The 16,544-nt window shown below is 69.8% G+C and carries 16 protein-coding genes; 12 read left to right on the top strand and 4 right to left on the bottom strand.

Annotated elements, in window-relative coordinates:
* The 3 genes from AB0A97_RS37085 to AB0A97_RS37095 are packed head-to-tail and all read left to right on the top strand — an operon-like array spanning position 1 to position 3,730.
* Entirely contained in the window at positions 1-1,311 is a 1,311-nt protein-coding gene (locus tag AB0A97_RS37085; protein ID WP_361158982.1) for a TniB family NTP-binding protein, read from the top strand.
* On the top strand, positions 1,308-2,567 hold the full coding sequence (locus AB0A97_RS37090; protein WP_361158985.1) for a TniQ family protein: 1,260 nt from the start codon (positions 1,308-1,310) through the stop codon (positions 2,565-2,567). The genes AB0A97_RS37085 and AB0A97_RS37090 overlap by 4 nt, the downstream gene beginning before the upstream one ends.
* A gap of 2 nt (positions 2,568-2,569) precedes the next feature.
* Positions 2,570-3,730 (top strand): TniQ family protein, encoded by a 1,161-nt coding sequence (locus AB0A97_RS37095; RefSeq protein WP_361158988.1) that lies wholly within the window; start codon positions 2,570-2,572, stop codon positions 3,728-3,730.
* 196 nt (positions 3,731-3,926) lie between these two features.
* On the opposite strand, the gene AB0A97_RS37100 is transcribed toward AB0A97_RS37095, so the two are convergent.
* The gene (locus AB0A97_RS37100) at positions 3,927-4,466 is read right to left on the bottom strand and encodes a TetR family transcriptional regulator (protein WP_361158991.1); all 540 of its coding nucleotides are present in this window, start codon (positions 4,464-4,466) and stop codon (positions 3,927-3,929) included.
* 145 nt (positions 4,467-4,611) lie between these two features.
* On the opposite strand from AB0A97_RS37100, the gene AB0A97_RS37105 reads away from it, so the two are divergent.
* The 5 genes from AB0A97_RS37105 to AB0A97_RS37125 all read left to right on the top strand — a co-directional run bounded on the left by AB0A97_RS37105 (position 4,612) and on the right by AB0A97_RS37125 (position 7,837).
* A complete protein-coding gene (locus AB0A97_RS37105) occupies positions 4,612-5,025 on the top strand; it encodes a PPOX class F420-dependent oxidoreductase (protein WP_361158994.1) in 414 nt (137 codons plus the stop codon).
* A gap of 26 nt (positions 5,026-5,051) precedes the next feature.
* Positions 5,052-5,873: an SDR family NAD(P)-dependent oxidoreductase gene (locus AB0A97_RS37110; RefSeq protein WP_361158996.1), complete on the top strand. Its 822-nt coding sequence runs from the start codon at positions 5,052-5,054 to the stop codon at positions 5,871-5,873.
* A gap of 441 nt (positions 5,874-6,314) precedes the next feature.
* Complete coding sequence (locus AB0A97_RS37115; protein WP_361158999.1) at positions 6,315-6,749, top strand: helix-turn-helix transcriptional regulator; 435 nt, start codon at positions 6,315-6,317, stop codon at positions 6,747-6,749.
* Between the two features lie 34 nt (positions 6,750-6,783).
* Entirely contained in the window at positions 6,784-7,398 is a 615-nt protein-coding gene (locus tag AB0A97_RS37120) for a hypothetical protein (RefSeq protein ID WP_361159002.1), read from the top strand.
* 97 nt (positions 7,399-7,495) lie between these two features.
* Positions 7,496-7,837, top strand: coding sequence for a DUF2516 family protein (locus AB0A97_RS37125; RefSeq protein WP_361159069.1), 342 nt, complete (start codon positions 7,496-7,498; stop codon positions 7,835-7,837).
* 99 nt (positions 7,838-7,936) lie between these two features.
* Here the strand turns inward: AB0A97_RS37125 and AB0A97_RS37130 are convergent, their stop codons facing one another.
* Both AB0A97_RS37130 and AB0A97_RS37135 read right to left on the bottom strand, forming a co-directional pair.
* Complete coding sequence (locus tag AB0A97_RS37130; RefSeq protein WP_361159004.1) at positions 7,937-9,322, bottom strand: PP2C family protein-serine/threonine phosphatase; 1,386 nt, start codon at positions 9,320-9,322, stop codon at positions 7,937-7,939.
* A 352-nt stretch (positions 9,323-9,674) separates the two neighbouring features.
* Entirely contained in the window at positions 9,675-10,700 is a 1,026-nt protein-coding gene (locus AB0A97_RS37135; RefSeq protein WP_361159007.1) for an NlpC/P60 family protein, read from the bottom strand.
* 574 nt (positions 10,701-11,274) lie between these two features.
* On the opposite strand from AB0A97_RS37135, the gene pstS reads away from it, so the two are divergent.
* The 4 genes from pstS to pstB all read left to right on the top strand — a co-directional run bounded on the left by pstS (position 11,275) and on the right by pstB (position 15,386).
* Complete coding sequence (gene pstS / locus AB0A97_RS37140; RefSeq protein WP_361159010.1) at positions 11,275-12,402, top strand: phosphate ABC transporter substrate-binding protein PstS; 1,128 nt, start codon at positions 11,275-11,277, stop codon at positions 12,400-12,402.
* A 95-nt stretch (positions 12,403-12,497) separates the two neighbouring features.
* Positions 12,498-13,499 (top strand): phosphate ABC transporter permease subunit PstC, encoded by a 1,002-nt coding sequence (gene pstC, locus AB0A97_RS37145; RefSeq protein WP_361159013.1) that lies wholly within the window; start codon positions 12,498-12,500, stop codon positions 13,497-13,499.
* Positions 13,496-14,575: a phosphate ABC transporter permease PstA gene (gene pstA / locus AB0A97_RS37150; RefSeq protein ID WP_361159016.1), complete on the top strand. Its 1,080-nt coding sequence runs from the start codon at positions 13,496-13,498 to the stop codon at positions 14,573-14,575. Before pstC ends, pstA begins: the two co-directional genes overlap by 4 nt.
* A gap of 31 nt (positions 14,576-14,606) precedes the next feature.
* Positions 14,607-15,386, top strand: coding sequence for a phosphate ABC transporter ATP-binding protein PstB (gene pstB, locus AB0A97_RS37155; RefSeq protein ID WP_361159018.1), 780 nt, complete (start codon positions 14,607-14,609; stop codon positions 15,384-15,386).
* Between the two features lie 156 nt (positions 15,387-15,542).
* Here pstB and AB0A97_RS37160 read toward each other — a convergent pair whose 3' ends face one another.
* Positions 15,543-16,541 carry an inorganic phosphate transporter gene (locus AB0A97_RS37160; protein ID WP_361159020.1) on the bottom strand — a complete coding sequence of 333 codons (999 nt, stop codon included), beginning with the start codon at positions 16,539-16,541 and terminating at the stop codon, positions 15,543-15,545.
* Positions 16,542-16,544 lie beyond the last annotated feature (3 nt).

Genomic DNA, 16,544 nt, shown 5'->3' on the forward strand with positions numbered 1-16,544 from the left:
ATGAGCGACGAGGGCACTGCCGGAGCCGACGAGGGCGCCGCGCGAGCCGCGGACGGCCCGGTGCCGTTCCTGCGCTTCGGCCCGCGACCGGACCGCACCACGTACGAGGGCTGGCAGGAGTTCCGCAAGACGCGGGGTCTGTTCGTGCCGGTCAAGAAGATCACGCTGGCCGAGTATCGGCGGATGAGTCCGCGTAAGAAGTCCCTCCACGACCTGCACCGGGCCGCCACCCACGTCAACCTGCGGCTGCAGCAGACCCCGATGAGCGAGGCGGTCACCGCGTTGATGCGCTCCCGCATCCAGAACAACGCGATGCGTTTCGACCCCAGCACCCTCGACGGCCTGATGATCAACGGGGGCGGCTACCAGGGCAAGACCGAGACCGCCTGCCTGACCGCCGCCGAATTCGAGGACGACTGGCGGGTCCTGTTCGAGGAGTACCGTGCCTACCACCTCGATGCGATGCCCGGCACCCGCAACCTGAGCGCACCGGTCGCCTACTGCCAGACCCCGATCAAGGCCACCCCGATCGGCCTATGCGAGGCGATCCTCGACTTCTACGGCGCCCCCTACGGCCGCAACCTCCGCGGCATGATCCGCAACGCCCGCGAATCGATCAAAGTGCATGGCACCACCGTCCTCATCATCGACGACATCACCCGGCTGAAGATGCACCGCGAGGACGACCAGGACACCCTGGACCTGATCCGCGGCCTGATGGACCTAGACGTCACGCTCGTCCTGATCGGCGTGAACATCCCCCGTTCCGGACTGCTGCGGGAGGGCTGGCACGATCCGCGCACCAAGCAGTGGGTCTACGCGCCGCTGAAGAAGGGCAAGAGCTACAACCCCGAGGCCTCCACCCAGACCGAACGCCGCTTCGACATGGTCGACCTCGACCCGTTCGACGACAGCACCCCCGCCGGCACGGAGGCGTTCGTCCAGCACCTCGTCGGTATCGAGAACCAGATCCGGCTCTTCGGTGCCGGACCGGGCACCCTCTCCGCCGGCGACATGCCCGAGTACCTGTTCCGCCGCACCCACGGCATCGTCGGCCTGCTGCGCCGACTGATCGAGGACGGGCTGGTCAAAGCGATGGAGAGCGGGCTGGAGAACCTCACCACCGACCTCCTCGACGAAATCACCATCAACCTCGGCAACGTCCCCGGCCACGACGACATCCGGGACGCGGACGCCGGCGAGATCCCCGACGTCGACACCGCACCCCGCCCCGGTCCGGGCAAGAAGCCGAAGAAGGGCCGCAACACGGTCTACGACGACCCCGGCACACCCCCGGCGGCCGAAGCATGAACCAGAACACCACCGCGGTTCGCCCGCTGCCGCGCAGCCTCGACCCGCTCGACGACGAGACCCTCGTCGGATTCCTGCTGCGCCTCGCCCACCACAACGGCACCGACCCGGCCCAGATCGCCACCCGCATGGGGCTCACGGAAACTCAAGGAGCCGCGGCCGGAATCGCCTCGCCGTGGCTGCTCGCCGACATGGACAAACCGCGCCTCGTCAGGGCGGCCCGCGCGGCGCATCTGACGGTGGCCGAGGCCGACAAGCTGCTGCTCTCCCCTATGGGACTCCGATACGGCCTGGTCAGCCGCCGGTACTCGCCCTGGACAGACCCGGGGCAGCTGGGCCGTCCCAGCCGCTGGGTCTACCTGCGGACCTCCCAGTACTGCCCACCGTGCCTAGCCGGAGACGACAGCCCCATCCAACGCCTCTACGGAGGGGCCTGGAAGCGCATCTGGAGATTCCCGGTCGTCTTTGCCTGCTCGCAGCACCAACAGCTCCTGCAGCGGACCTGCCCCGTGTGCCGCGCTCCCGCCCAGTCCGCCCAGACCGGAATAATCGCCCGACCAGCTACTCCCGATCTCCACCCGGCCCAGTGCCGTTCGGCCCCCACAGCGGCATCAGGCAGCAGACGGGGATCGGTGTGCGGCGCGGACCTGCCCCGTGAGCACTCACCTCGCAAGAAGGAAGACGCCACCTCTCTGAAGGTGCTGCTGGCCCTCCAACAACGCCTCGACGTACTGCTGTCCGCCGACGGACCCAGCACGGTCAAGAGCTGTGGACGGCTCGTGCCGGTCGCCCAGTACTTCATCGACCTACGCATCGTGGCCAGCCTCATCCTGGCCTCCTGGCCGGAGGCGAGGTCCTACGCCCCCACCCCTGTCCTCGCCGAGGCCATCGGACGGGAAGCAGAACGCCGCCGCCGCGCCGTCCTGCGCCGCAAACCGACAGCGGGCAAGAAGACCCCCGCACCCGCACCCCGTACATCGCTCCTCGCACCTCTGGAATCCCCTTCAACCGCGGGCGCGGTGCTGGCGATTGCCGAACAACTCCTTGACGCCCGTGAGAACCGGTGGACCCGGATAGCTCTGGAGCCGATCTACCTCAAGGCCATGGAGATTGGCCGGCATGCCGTCGGTGACCTTGCCAGGCATCCCGGACGCTCCGCAGCGCTGCAGACAGCCCTCAGCATCGGCGGGGGCCCGGTAGACCTCCGGAGCGAAGAGGAAGAGATCTGCATCCGTCTCGGCCCGCGGAACGGCTGACCGTGCGCCCCCTGCCCCGCAGCCTCGCCCCCCTGCCGGACGAACTGCTCTCCGGCTACCTCCTGCGCCTCAGCTGCCACCTGGGCACCTCACCGGACGAGATAGCCGCCCGCACCGGCCTCGCCCCCGGCTTCCCGGACCGACGACGCCCCAACCGGCTGCCGCTCGGTACGCTGTACCACCTCGACGAGGAACGCCTCCATGCCTTCGCCGTCGCCTCCCGGCTGTCCGTCGAGGAGGCCGCATCCCTGCTGCTGGCTCCACTGGGTCGCCGCTATGGGCCGCTCCACCCGGACTTCAGCCCCCGTAGGGACCCCGCCCGGATCATGTCCGACAACCCCTGGATCCTGACCCGCTCCACCCGCTGCTGCCGCACCTGTCTGACGGGTGACGGCAGCGAGATCCAGAACCTGCTCGGCGGAGCGTGGAAGCGCAGCTGGCGCCTGCCTGTGACCTTCGCCTGCACCGAACACCAGCGGCTCCTGGACCACCAATGCCACGCCTGCGATCAGCCGATCCACGTCGCCAACACCCACACCGCGATCCCCCGCCTTCACGACGCAACCCTGCACCCGCTCCAATGCCGATCAATCCCCAGCGGCAGAGACCGCACCGCGGCATGCGGAGCCGACTTCACGACCGCCACCGCGCCGACCGACATCCCAGACACGCCGACCCTCGAGGTGCTCCTACGCCGCCAGGAGCACCTCAACATGCTGCTGGACGACAACGGCCCCGAACGGGCCCTGAGCGCCGGGACCTTGGTGCCCATCGCCCGCTACTTCGCGGACCTGCGGGCCACAGCGGGACTGCTCTTCCTCACCTGGCCCCTGGTCCGCGAACACACGGCCACCCCGCAGCTCGCCGCCGCGCTGGACCGCTCTTACAAGCGCCGCCGCACCCTGGCTGTACCCCTGATGAACGCCGCGAGCAAGCGCCACAGTTCCCGCCCGTACACCGTCCCGCCCGACGACGCGTTCACCACCGGCGCCGCGCTCGACACCGCAGCCCGCCTGCTCGACGCCCCCGACCCTGCCGAAGCCCGCACCCGGATGGCCCCGCTCTTCGCACGGCTGCACCGGACCAACCCCGGCCTCAGTTCCTACGTACGACGCCCCGCATGGATCTCCGCATCCCTGAGGGCCGCGGCAGACGACCACTGACCGACCCGCGATGCAAGCAAGGCGCGCCAGTGTGACTTTTCGAGGTAGCTGACACCTGATCGCGGTGGTTGCCACCTGGGGGCGATGGGGCACCCTGAACACGGCCACCTCGTACTCGGGGTGAGCCCGGATCTACTCGGCCTTGTTCCCACCGGCGTCCGCCAACCAGTGGGCGGACGCCGGTGACCCGGCCGCGTCAGGCGGGGCCGATTCCGCTGATCAGGGAACGGATCACCATGTCAGCCCCCTGAGCGGTGCTCAGCTCCGGCATCTCGTGTGCGGCGATGTTGGTGAGGTGGATCAGCAGGGAGCGGGCCCAGCGACCCGGAAGGCCGGGGCGGATGACACCCTCGCGCACCGCTCGGTCCATGAAGGCGTCGAGTTGCTCGATCAGCCGGCGGAGGCGGGCGGCAGCCACCTCGTCCGTTACCTGCTGCACGTCCACCGGCCACCGCCTGCTGACGGTGATGATGCCCTCCGCATACCTGTGCAGCGCCACCATCACAGGCGCCTCGGTCAGCCGTGCCTCGGCGACGGCATTTTCGCAGGCATCGAGTTTGGCCGCATGGACAGCGGCCATGAGTGCCTCACGAGTCTTGAAGCGTCGGTAGACGGTACGTCGGTCGACGCCTGTCGCCGCTGCGATCGCCGCGATGCTCGTGCCGGGGTCACGCGCGAGCAAGCGCGCCCCGGTCTGCAGGACCGCGTCCAGGTTACGTGCCGCGTCAGCTCTCATCGTGACCGGAGCATACGCAGAGGTGAGACCAATGGGCCAGCAAGTGCCACATCTCTATTGCAATCCATAGCCTAAGTGTCACACTGTTGTGGTGAATTGGCTCGGCGTATCCGCGCCGGGTCCCCCTTCGTTCGAGGAGCCTCGCGTGAGCCCGGTCCGTATGTCCGAGAAACTGAAAGAGACCCTCGACTCCAGGGTCTTCGTCACCGTGGCAACCCTTCAGCCCGACGGGAGACCGCACCAGTCGGTGGTGTGGGTGGGGAGGGACGGCGACGGCCTGTTCTTCGTGACAGGTGTCGACAAGCTCAAGGTGCGCAATCTGCGGCGCGACCCCCGGCTTAGTGTGACGGTCAACCCGCCGGACGAGCCATACGGGTACGCGGTGATCAGCGGCACCGCCCGGTTCGAGAGCGCGGGCAGCCACGAGCGCCTGGACGGACTGGCCGTCAAGTACACCGGCAAGACCTATGCCGAACACCACCCGGAGTCACATGCCACCCTCCCGGAGCTGGTCACCGTCCACGTCACCCCCGAAAAGATCGCGGCCCGGTTCCTGTGAGGCGAAGAGGCAAGAGGAACACCGAGTTGAAGACCTACGTCATCGCCGGCGGCACGGACGGCATCGGCAAGGCCGTCGCGCACGGGTACCTGGAAAGAGGGCAGGAGGTGGTGGTCGTAGGGCGCAGCGCGGAGAAGGGCGAGGCATGGCTCGCTGCCGCGCGACAACGTGGCGCGGACGAGCGGGCGCACTTCATACCCGCCGACCTGAGCCTGCTGTCCGAGACCAGAGCGGTGGTCGACCACATTCGGTCGTCCTTTGCGAAGGTGGACGCCCTTGTGCTGTGTGCCCGACACTTCCGGACCACCCGCCTGGTCACGGCTGAAGGCTTCGAGAACACCTTCGCCCACTTCTACCTCAGCCGCTTCGCACTGAGCCACGGGCTGGCCGACCTGCTCGAATCAGCCGATGCCCCGGTCATCCTCAACATCGCCGGGCCCGGCACCGAAGGAGAGATCTACTGGGAAGACCTGCAGCTTGCAAGGGAGTACGACGGGCAACGAGCGCTCATGCAAGGCGGGCGACTCAATGATCTGCTCGGTGTCGCGTTCCTCGACACCCGGCCCGGGACGAAGGTGCGATACGTGCTGTTCAACCCGGGCACGGTCAGCACCAGTTTCTCGGGGCAGTACACGCCGGACGTCATGGCGCAGGTCGACATCATCCGCCGGTCCGCACAGTCGGTCCACGAGGCCATAGTCCCGATCGTCAAGGTCCTGGACGACCCGCCCGCCGCGCCGCTCAGCGCCTTCGTACGGGACGTGCCACTCAGCCCACACGGCCCCGGGTTCACGATCGAGGAAGCACGGCGGCTACACCTGCACACCAAGAGGCTGTTGGCCGACTGAGCAACAGGGACGACGAGGGGCTGAGGCAGCGGACCTCAGCCCTCCGCAAGCAATCGGCTGATCAGCCCCCCCAGCGCCTTCCATCTGTACGCGCTCCTCGAAGTACGCCACCCTGCAGGGGAAGTCGACGGCGTCGACCGCACCGTCGATCTTCGAGGTTGGTGTCAGCTGGACCGAAAAGCCGATGAAGGTGCCAACAGAATCGACCTTCTGGTGCCAAGTACAGCGATCAGATCCACCGAGCAGCCCAGCCCAACCCACAGCCCTGGTGTCACCTACCGCGAAAAGTCGCAGCCAGTCCTGCACAGTCACGACTTCACGACAGATGTCGTGCTCACACGACAAGTACCGTGCTCAGCCTCATCGGCTCGGCCACCCCGTCTACGCCACTTTTGCTAGCACCCGCTTGCAATAGTTAGCACGATGGCGCACCATCGGGGCATGGCATCACTCAACGTCGGCAATCTCGGCGAGTTCCTGCGGGAGCAGCGGCGCACCGCGCAGCTGAGCCTGCGGCAGCTGGCCGATGCCGCCGGGGTGTCCAATCCGTATCTCAGTCAGATCGAGCGCGGGCTGCGCAAGCCGAGCGCGGACATTCTTCAGCAGCTCGCCAAGGCGCTGCGGATCTCCGCCGAGACGCTGTACGTGCAGGCCGGGATTCTCGACGAGCGGAAGGTGGACGGGGTCGAGGTGCACACCGCGATCCTCACCGATCCCGCGCTGACCGAGAAGCAGAAGCAGGTGCTGCTGCAGATCTACGAGTCCTTCCGCAAGGAGAACGGACACGGGAGCGGGCACGGCGAGAGCGGCGGCGCGACGGCGCACGAGCCCGCTCCGGACGCCCGAGAGGCCGACGGCGACCCGCACGCCACCTGAGCGACCGACCACCGATTCCAGGAGGAACCACGCCATGGCCATCACCGACGACGTCCGCAAGGTGCTCACCGACCCGACTCCGCTGTACGCCTTCGCCGGCGGTGTGGACCTCGCCGCCGAGAAGGCCAAGGAGCTGCCGGCCCTGGTCGAGAAGCTCCGCGAGGAGGCTCCCAAGCGCTTCGAGGCCGTCCGCAACACCGACCCCAAGACCGTGCAGGACCGCGTCACCAAGGAGGCCAAGGAGGCGCAGGACTGGATCACCCGGCAGCTCGGCCTGCTCGACGCCGACTTCAAGAAGCTGAGCCAGCAGACGCAGGACCTCGTGCTGCAGGGTGTCGGCCGGGCCGCCGAGGCCGCGGTCAAGGCCCGTGAGGGCTACGAGGGGCTGGCCGAGCGCGGTCGCGGCGCGGTGCAGAACTGGCGCAGCGAGACCGCCGAGGCGACCGAGGACCTCGCGGTCGCGATCGAGCCGGAGCCGCGGCAGGAGCCGAAGCAGGAGCCCGTGGCGGGCGGCGCGCAGCGCGCGGAGACCGCCGGGAACACCGGCGGGAGCGAGCCGGAGGCCAAGGCCGCCACGGCCAAGAAGGCTCCGGCCGCCAAGAAGACGACGGCGAAGAAGACCGCCGCGCCGGGCGAGAACGACAAGTAGGCGATCCAGGACAGCGGGCCGGGCACGCCACGCGTGCCCGGCCCGTTCTCCGGGTACGGTGGGCCGACGACGGACCAGAGTCGAACGGGTGGTGGCAGTGCTGATCTACGGGTTCCAGAACGTGCTGAGCTGGGTGCAGCTGGTACTGGCCGTGTACGCCGCCGCGATGCTCGTCGACGCGGCCGTACGGCGCGAGGACGCCTACCGGGCGGCGGACAAGCAGACCAAGGGCATGTGGCTGATCTTCCTGGTGATCGCCACCGCGCTGCTGTTCCTGCTGCCGCTGATGTCGTTCCTGCCGATCATCGGCCTGATCGCCGTGATCGTCTACACGGTCGACGTGCGGCCCGCGATCAAGGGGATCACCGGCGGCCGGGGCCCGCGCCGCGGTGGATCGAGTTCGGACGGGCCGTACGGGCCGTTCAACGGCGGGCGGTAGGGCGCACGGGTACGGCGGCGGTCACGGAGCGGTGCAGCCGGCAGGTGACGGCGGCGTGCGGTGGGTGCGCCGGTGGCGCGTCCGTCGCGTCCGTGCGCCTCAGTTCTGTACGCGTCCCCGGTCCAGCAGCAGGACGGCCACGTCGTCCGTCAGCTCCCCGCCGTTGAGGTCCCGCACCTCCGTGACCGCCGCGTCGAGCAGTTCCTCGCCCCGCAGTCCGGCGGCCATCTGACGCCCCACCAGCTCCGTCATGCCCTCCTGGCCGAGGCGCTGGTTGCCGTCGCCGACGCGGCCTTCGATCAGGCCGTCCGTGTACATCATCAGGCTCCAGGAGCCGCCCAGCGCGACCTGGCGGCGCGGCCAGCGGGCGCGTGGCAGCAGACCCAGCGCCGGACCGCCCTCCTCGTACGGGAGCAGCCGCGGCTTTCCGCCGGACCGGGCGAGCAGCGGCGCGGGGTGGCCGGCCAGGCACACCCCGGCGTGCCGTCCGTCCGGCGCGATGTCCACCAGGCACAGCGTCGCGAAGATCTCGTCGTCGGCGCGTTCGTGCTCCAGGACCTTCTGGAGGGTGGACAGGAGCGCGTCGCCGCACAGCCCGGCGAAGGTCAACGCGCGCCAGGCGATGCGCAGTTCCACGCCGAGCGCGGCCTCGTCGGGGCCGTGGCCGCAGACGTCGCCGATCATCGCGTGCACGGTGCCGTCGGCCGTCCGTACGGTGTCGTAGAAGTCGCCGCCGAGCAGCGCGCGGCTGCGTCCGGGGCGGTAACGGGCCGCGAAGCGCAGGTCGGAGCCGTCCAGGAGCGGGGTGGGCAGCAGGCCGCGTTCCAGCCGGCGGTTCTCCTGGGCCAGCATCCGTGACTCGGTGAGCTGGCGCTGCGCGAGGTCGGCGCGTTTGCGCTCGACGGCGTACCGCACCGCCCGGCTGAGGGCGGCGCCGTCGAGTTCGTCGTGGAAGAGGTAGTCCTGCGCGCCGACGCGTACGGCCTCGGCGGCCCGCTCGGCGTCGGCCTCGGAGGTCAGCGCGAGGACGGCGTGGGAGGGGGCCATCCGCAGTACCTCGCGCAGCGCGCCCAGCTCGTCGTGGCCGCCGTCCTCCTCCGCCGGGTGCCCGTCCCGGTCGGTGCGGTCCCGCGCGACCGCGGGCGTCAGGTCGAGCAGGATGCAGTGCACGTCGTCGGTGAGCAGCCGCTCCGCCTCGGTGAGATTACGGGCCGTACGGACACGGGCCCTGCGGCCTTCTCCGTCCCGCATCTCGGGTACGGCGCTGCTGGGGTCGTCGCCTATGAGGAGCAGGGTCAGTCCGGCGTCGCCTGAGCGGGAAGGGGCGGGAGAGGGGGAAGGGGCGGTGGGAGCGGAGGTGCCCGCGGCGTCCGCCGGCGCCGTGGACGGCCCGGCCGGGTGCGCCGCGCCGCCGCGCGCGTCGCCCGCCGACGCTGCCTCCTCCGGCAGCACGGCCGTCCGCTGGCGCGGAATGGGTACGGACATGCTCTGCTTCCTTCCCTCCCCCCGAGGGTGCGCGGGCCCGCCGAACGGCGCGCCACTGTGCCCGGTTCCGCCGCCGCCCGGCGGTCGGTCCGGGCGGTGCGCCACCGGGCACCGAGAGGCGACCATAGCGGTAGCGCGGAGGCTTACGGAATGGCCGACGGCACCCGGCACTTGTCATATGCCGTGCCCCACATGCCCGGTGACCTGGGCGGAGAGGAGCGCGGAATGACGAACATCACCTCGACAGCGTCAGGTCGGCCGTCGACGCTCCGTGACGAAACGCACGCGCTCCTCACGCTGCGTACCGGGGCGAACTCCCCCGTGTACGGCGCCACGAGCCCCTCCCGCACCGCTACTTGTCTGGCCGCACCACCCCGAGAATCGGCATCGACCCGGCCCCGGCGACCGTGATCTGCCGGCCCGGCCGCGGCGCGTGCACCATCGCGCCGTCCCCGATGTACATACCGACATGGCTCGCGTCCGGGTAATAGATGATCAGGTCGCCGGGGCGCAGGTCCTTCAGATCGATCCGCGGCAACTGCCGCCACTGTTCCTGCGAGGTGCGCGGCACCGACCGGCCGCCCGCTTCCCAGGCCCGCATCGTCAGTCCCGAGCAGTCGAAGGTGTCCGGGCCCTCGGCGCCCCACACATAGTCCTTGCCGATCTGCGACGTCGCGTACGCCACCGCCTTCTTTCCGGCCTCCGAGGCGTGCGCGCCGATGTCCTTCAGCACGCCGGAGTCCAGCCACTTCTGCTGCTCCTGGAGCGCCCGCGCGTCCTCCAGCTTCTTCAGCCGTTCCTTCTCCTCCGCGGCCAGCCGCGACTCCAGCTGCTGCGCGGCCTCGATCTTCTTGCGGACGTCGAGCTGCGCGGTCTCCGTCTTCCTGCGGTTCTCCTCCAGCCGCTCCCAGCGGTCGGTGGCGTCCTGCGCGTACCCCTCCAACGCGTTCTTCGTGCGGGCGAGTTGGTCGCTCAGGTCCTTCGCGGCGTGCTGGCCCTTGCGGACCAGTGTGGCGTTGTCGAGGAAGCGCTCGGGGTCCTTGTTGAGCATGAGCCGGGCCTCGGGGGGAACGCCGCCGCCCCGGTACTGCGCGCTGGCCAGCGCGCCCGCCTGGCGTTTGAGCTCGTCCATCTGCTGCTGCGTCCGGTCGATCGTCTGCGCCAGCTTGACGATCTCCTTCTGCTGGAGGGCGACCTGCTCCTTCGCCGCGTTGTACGCCTCGGTGGCCTGTTCCGCCTTGCGGTAGAGGCCCTCCAGCTCCTTGCGCACCTCTTCCAGGTGCTTTTCGGACACGGCGGGGCCGGGATCGGCGTACGCGGCCGGAGCCGTCCCGCCGAGGATTCCGGTCACGCCCAGGACCACCGCCGTGGCGGCCACCACGGCGCCGCGCAGCCCCCGTGCACCCCGCCGGCGCCCGGCGCCCGCCCGGCTCCGTCCCCCCGCCCGCCGCGGCCCGTCCGCCGCACCCGCCCGGTCCCCTACGTCACGTTTGCCGTACGCATCGGGATTGCCCCGCCCTGCCCCCTGCCGCCCCACCAGCCACCTCCGGTCGTTCCGCACCGATTCGTGCACGTCCACAGGCGCGGATGCTGCCATACCGGCGGGTAATCCGACAGAGCGCTGCGCAGGATCACGGGCCGTCCGCGCGCCGCCCCCAGCCGACGGCCGAGGTTCACCCGGCGTTCACCCTCCTCCTTCGGCGGCTTCACCTGATCTGCCTAATTTCGGCCGTACCGAGCGGCGCGCCACTCCTGCGGAGCGACCGCGGCACGGCATTGCTGAACCGTCCGACCACCCGCTCCGGCGACCCTTGCCCGACCGCTGCGGCCGCCGCACAGTGACCACACGGTCACCATCCGGGTGACCACCCGGTCGCCACGCCGGTGACCATCACGTCTGCACCCCGCACGCCGAACAAGAAGCGGCGCGCCCCAGGAAGGAACTCACGACAGTGAAGCAGCTGCAGCGCAAGAACCGGGTTCGCGCCCTCGCCGTCGGCGCTCTCGCCGTCACCGGTGCCCTGGCCCTGTCGGCGTGCGGCTCCGACGACACCAGTGGTGGCGGCGGGGCGGCTTCCGCGGCGAAGACCGGCAACATCAAGTGCGAGGGCAAGGGCAAGCTGCTCGCCTCCGGCTCGTCCGCGCAGAAGAACGCCATGGACGCCTGGGTGCAGGCGTACTCCGGCGCCTGCAAGGACACCAGCATCAACTACCAGCCCACCGGCTCCGGCGCGGGCATCACCACCTTCCTCCAGGGCCAGACCGCCTTCGCGGGCTCCGACTCGGCGCTCAAGCCCGAGGAGGTGGAGAAGTCCAAGAAGGTCTGCCAGGGCGGCCAGGCGATCAACCTGCCGATGGTCGGCGGCCCGATCGCGGTCGGCTACAACGTGCCGGGCGTGGACAGCCTCGTACTGGACGCGCCGACCCTCGCCAAGATCTTCGACTCGGAGATCACCAAGTGGAACGACGAGGCGATCAAGAAGCTCAACCCGGACGCCAAGCTGCCGGACCTCAAGATCCAGGCGTTCCACCGCTCGGACGACTCCGGCACCACCGACAACTTCACCAAGTACCTCAAGGGCGCCGCCCCCGACGCCTGGAAGCACGAGCCCGGCAAGACCTGGGAGGGCAAGGGCGGCCAGGCCGCGTCCGGCTCGGCAGGTGTGTCCTCGCAGGTCAAGCAGACCAGCGGAGCGATCTCCTACTTCGAGCTGTCGTACGCCACGGCCGGCAAGATCAACACGGTCAAGCTGAACACCGGCGCCAAGGACCCGGTCGAGGCCACCGTCGACAACGCCTCCAAGGCCATCGCCGAGGCCAAGCAGGTCGGCAAGGGCAGCGACCTGGCCCTGAAGCTCAACTACACCACCAAGGCCGAGGGTGCCTACCCGATCACCCTGGTCACGTACGAGATCGCCTGCGACAAGGGCAACAAGGCGGAGACCCTGCCCGCCACCAAGTCCTTCCTGACCTACATCGCCGGCAAGGACGGCCAGAACGCCCTCAAGGAGCTGGGTTACGCGCCGCTCCCGGCCGAGATCGCCGACAAGGTCCGCTCGGCCGTCGCCTCGCTCTCCTGACCCACCGGGCGGCGGCCCGCGCCCCGCAGGCCGCCGCCCGTCCGGTGCACCGCCGCGCCAGGAGCCCCCGCCGGGCTCCGCAGACCGGAGAAACCATGAACTCAGCACCCTCGATATCCAGCGCACCACCGCCACCACCCGCGCCGCCCGCCGCCTCCCCGGTGTCCGGCAGCGCGGTACGCCCCGGAGACCGGATCTTCCTCGGCCTGTCCCGCGGCTCGGGCATCGCCCTCCTGGTGATCATGGCGGCCATCGCGGCCTTCCTGACCGTCCGCTCCGTGATCGCCGTCTCCGGGGACCACGCGAACTTCCTGACCTACTTCGAGTGGACCGCCTCCGGCACCGAGCCGAAGTTCGGCATCGCCGTCCTGGCCTTCGGCACCGTGGTCAGCTCGGTGATCGCGATGGTCATCGCGGTCCCGGTCGCGGTGGGCATCGCGCTGTTCATCTCGCACTACGCGCCGCGCAGGCTGGCCTCCCCGCTCGGGTACGTCATCGACCTGCTCGCCGCGGTGCCCAGCATCATCTACGGCCTGTGGGGCGCGCTGTTCCTCGTACCGCACCTGACCGGCCTCTACGGCTGGCTGGACGACTACCTCGGCTGGACCGGGATCTTCTCCTACGCCGACGAGGCCCCCCGCTCGCTGTTCACCGTCGGCATCCTGCTCGCGATCATGATCCTGCCGATCGTGACCAGCGTCAGCCGCGAGGTCTTCCTCCAGGCGCCGAAGATGCACGAGGAGGCCGCGCTCGCGCTCGGCGCGACCCGCTGGGAAGTCATCCGGATGTCCGTCCTGCCGTTCGGCCGCTCCGGCGTCATCAGCGCCTCGATGCTGGGCCTGGGCCGCGCGCTCGGCGAGACGATGGCGGTGGCCACCGTCCTGTCCCCCAGCTTCCTGATCAACAGCAGCCTGCTGGACGGGGGCGGCGGCACCTTCGCCCAGAACATCGCCAGCAAGTTCAGCGAGGCCGACGAGTTCGGTCAGGACGCCCTGATCGCCTCCGGCCTCGTCCTCTTCGTCATCACGCTGCTCGTCAACGGCGCGGCCCGCCTGATCATCGCCCGCCGCAAGGAGTACTCGGGGGCCAACGCATGAGTAACACGGTCACCGCGCGGCGCCCCGTCGCCGACAGCGCCCCCCTCCCGGTCTCGCTCAAGCAGCCCCGGCTGCCCCGCTGGGCCCCCGCCGGCCTGGCCGTGGCCGCGGCCGCCGTGGGCTGCGGCATCGGCCTGGCCGCCGGCCTGGAGAGCCGCATCCAGTGGGGCCTGATCGCCGCCCTGCTGTTCGTCCTCGGTACGTTCCTGCTCGCTGCCGCCGTCGAAGGCACCCGGCAGGCCAAGGACCGCCTCGCCACCAGCCTGGTGTGGATCTGCTTCCTGCTGGCCGTGATCCCGCTCGCCTCCCTCATCTGGGAGACCGTCGCCCGCGGCATCAAGGTCGTCGACGGCTACTTCCTCAGCCACTCGATGGGCACCCTGCCGGACGCGATGGCCGGCGGCGGCATCTACCACGCCCTCGTCGGCACCCTCCAGCAGGTCGGCCTGGCCGCGCTGATCGCCGCGCCGATCGGCCTGCTCACCGCGATCTACCTGGTCGAGTACGGGCGCGGCAAGCTGGCCAAGGCCGTCACCTTCTTCGTCGACGTGATGACCGGCATCCCCTCGATCGTGGCCGGCCTGTTCGTCCTGTCGGTGTGGATCCTGATCCTCGGCTTCGGCCCGTCCGGCTTCGCCGGCGCGATGGCGCTGGCCATCCTGATGATGCCGGTGGTCGTGCGCTCCACCGAGGAGATGCTCAAGCTGGTCCCCAACGAGCTGCGCGAGGCGTCCCTGGCCCTCGGCGTGCCGAAGTGGCGCACCATCCTCAAGGTGGTGCTGCCCACCTCGGTCGGCGGCATCGCCACCGGCGTGATGCTGGCCATCGCCCGTATCACCGGTGAGACCGCGCCCGTACTGCTGCTGGTCTGGGGCGCGAAGACGATCAACAGCAATCCCTTCGAGGGCGCCCAGCAGTCGCTGCCGCTGTATGTGTTCCAGCAGTGGCAGCAGGGCTCCGACGCCTCGTACGACCGTGCGTGGGGCGCGGCGCTCGTCCTGATCGCCTTCGTCATGATCCTCAACCTGGTGGCCCGCGGCATCGCCCGCTGGAAGGCCCCCAAGACCGGCCGCTGACCCCAGCGACACGAAAGAAGCAGTGATTCCCATGGCCAAGCGAATCGACGTCAGCGGCCTCTCCGCCTACTACGGCAGCCACCGGGCCATCGACGACATCTCCATGACCGTCGAGCCCCGCTCGGTGACCGCCTTCATCGGCCCCTCGGGCTGCGGCAAGTCGACGTTCCTGCGCACCCTGAACCGGATGCACGAGGTCACCCCGGGCGGCCGCGTCGAGGGCAAGGTGATGCTGGACGACGAGAACCTGTACGGCAGCGGCGTGGACCCGGTGGCGGTACGCCGTACCGTCGGCATGGTCTTCCAGCGCCCGAACCCGTTCCCCACCATGTCGATCTTCGACAATGTCGCGGCGGGCCTGCGCCTGAACGGCACGGTGAAGAAGAAGTCCGACCTGAACGACGTCGTCGAGAAGTCCCTGAAGGGCGCCAACCTCTGGAACGAGGTCAAGGACCGGCTGAGCAAACCCGGCTCCGGCCTGTCCGGCGGCCAGCAGCAGCGGCTGTGCATCGCCCGCGCCATCGCGGTCGAGCCGCAGGTGCTGCTGATGGACGAGCCGTGCTCGGCCCTCGACCCGATCTCCACCCTCGCCATCGAGGACCTGATCGGTGAGCTGAAGGAACGGTTCACGATCGTCATCGTGACCCACAACATGCAGCAGGCGGCGCGCGTCTCGGACCGTACGGCCTTCTTCAACCTGGCCGCGGTCGGGCAGCCCGGCAAGCTGGTCGAGATCGACGACACCGAACGGATCTTCTCCAACCCGTCGGTCCAGGCCACGGAGGACTACATCTCCGGCCGCTTCGGCTGAGCGCCCGTCCGGGCCCCGCGCGGCGCCCGGACCCGGGCCCGGCCCGCCCCCTGCGTCCTGCGGTGCTGCATGGCGGTGCCACCGCAAGGACGAGGCCCGCCCTCCGGAACCGGAGGGCGGGCCCACAAGAACGTGCGGCTCAGCGGCCGCGCACCGTCACGCGAACACCAGATGGACGGCCCAGTAGCACAGCGCGGCCACCGCCGCGCCGGCCGGCATGGTGATGAACCAGCCCATGACGATGTTCTTGGCGACGCCCCAGCGCACCGCCCGGGTGCCCTTGGTCGAGCCCACACCCATGATCGCCGAGGTGATGACGTGGGTGGTGGAGATCGGCGCGTGGAACATGAACGAGGCGGTGTACATGACGGACGCCGCGGTCGTCTCGGCCGCGAAGCCCTGCGGCGGGTCCAGCTCGATGATCCGCCGTCCGAGCGTGCGCATGATGCGCCAGCCGCCCGCGTACGTGCCCAGCGACAGGGTCAGCGCACAGGCGATCTTCACCCAGACCGGGATGGCGTCGCCCGCGGTCTGCACGTCCGCGATGACCAGCGCCATCACCACGATGCCCATGGTCTTCTGGGCGTCCTGGAGGCCGTGCCCGAGCGCCATGCCGGCCGCCGAGACCGTCTGCGCTATACGGAAGCCCCGCTTCGCCTTGTGCGGGTTGGACTTCCGGAACAGCCACATGATCACGACCATCACCAGATAGCCGAGGACCAGGCCGATCACGGGCGAGAGGAACATCGGAACGACGATCTTCTCTATGACGCCCGACCAGTAGACGGTCGTACCGCCCGCCAGCGCCGCGCCCACCATGCCGCCGAAGAGCGCGTGCGAGGACGACGACGGCAGTCCGAAGTACCAGGTGACCAGGTTCCAGACCACCGCTCCGACCAGGGCGGCGAAGAGGATGCCCATCCCCTTGGAGCCCTCGGGCGTGGAGATCAGCCCCTCACTGACCGTCTTGGCGACCCCGCTGCCCAGGAAGGCGCCGGCGAGGTTCATCACCGCGGCCATCGCGAGCGCCGCCCGCGGGGTCAGGGCCCGGGTGGAGACCGAGGTCGCGATGGCGTTCGCGGAGTCGTGGAAGCCGTTGGTGTACGTAAATCCGAGCGCGACCCCGATGGTCACGATGAGCGCGAAGGTGTCCACCGG

This window comes from Streptomyces sp. NPDC045470, assembly GCF_040646595.1.
Lineage (GTDB): Bacteria > Actinomycetota > Actinomycetes > Streptomycetales > Streptomycetaceae > Streptomyces.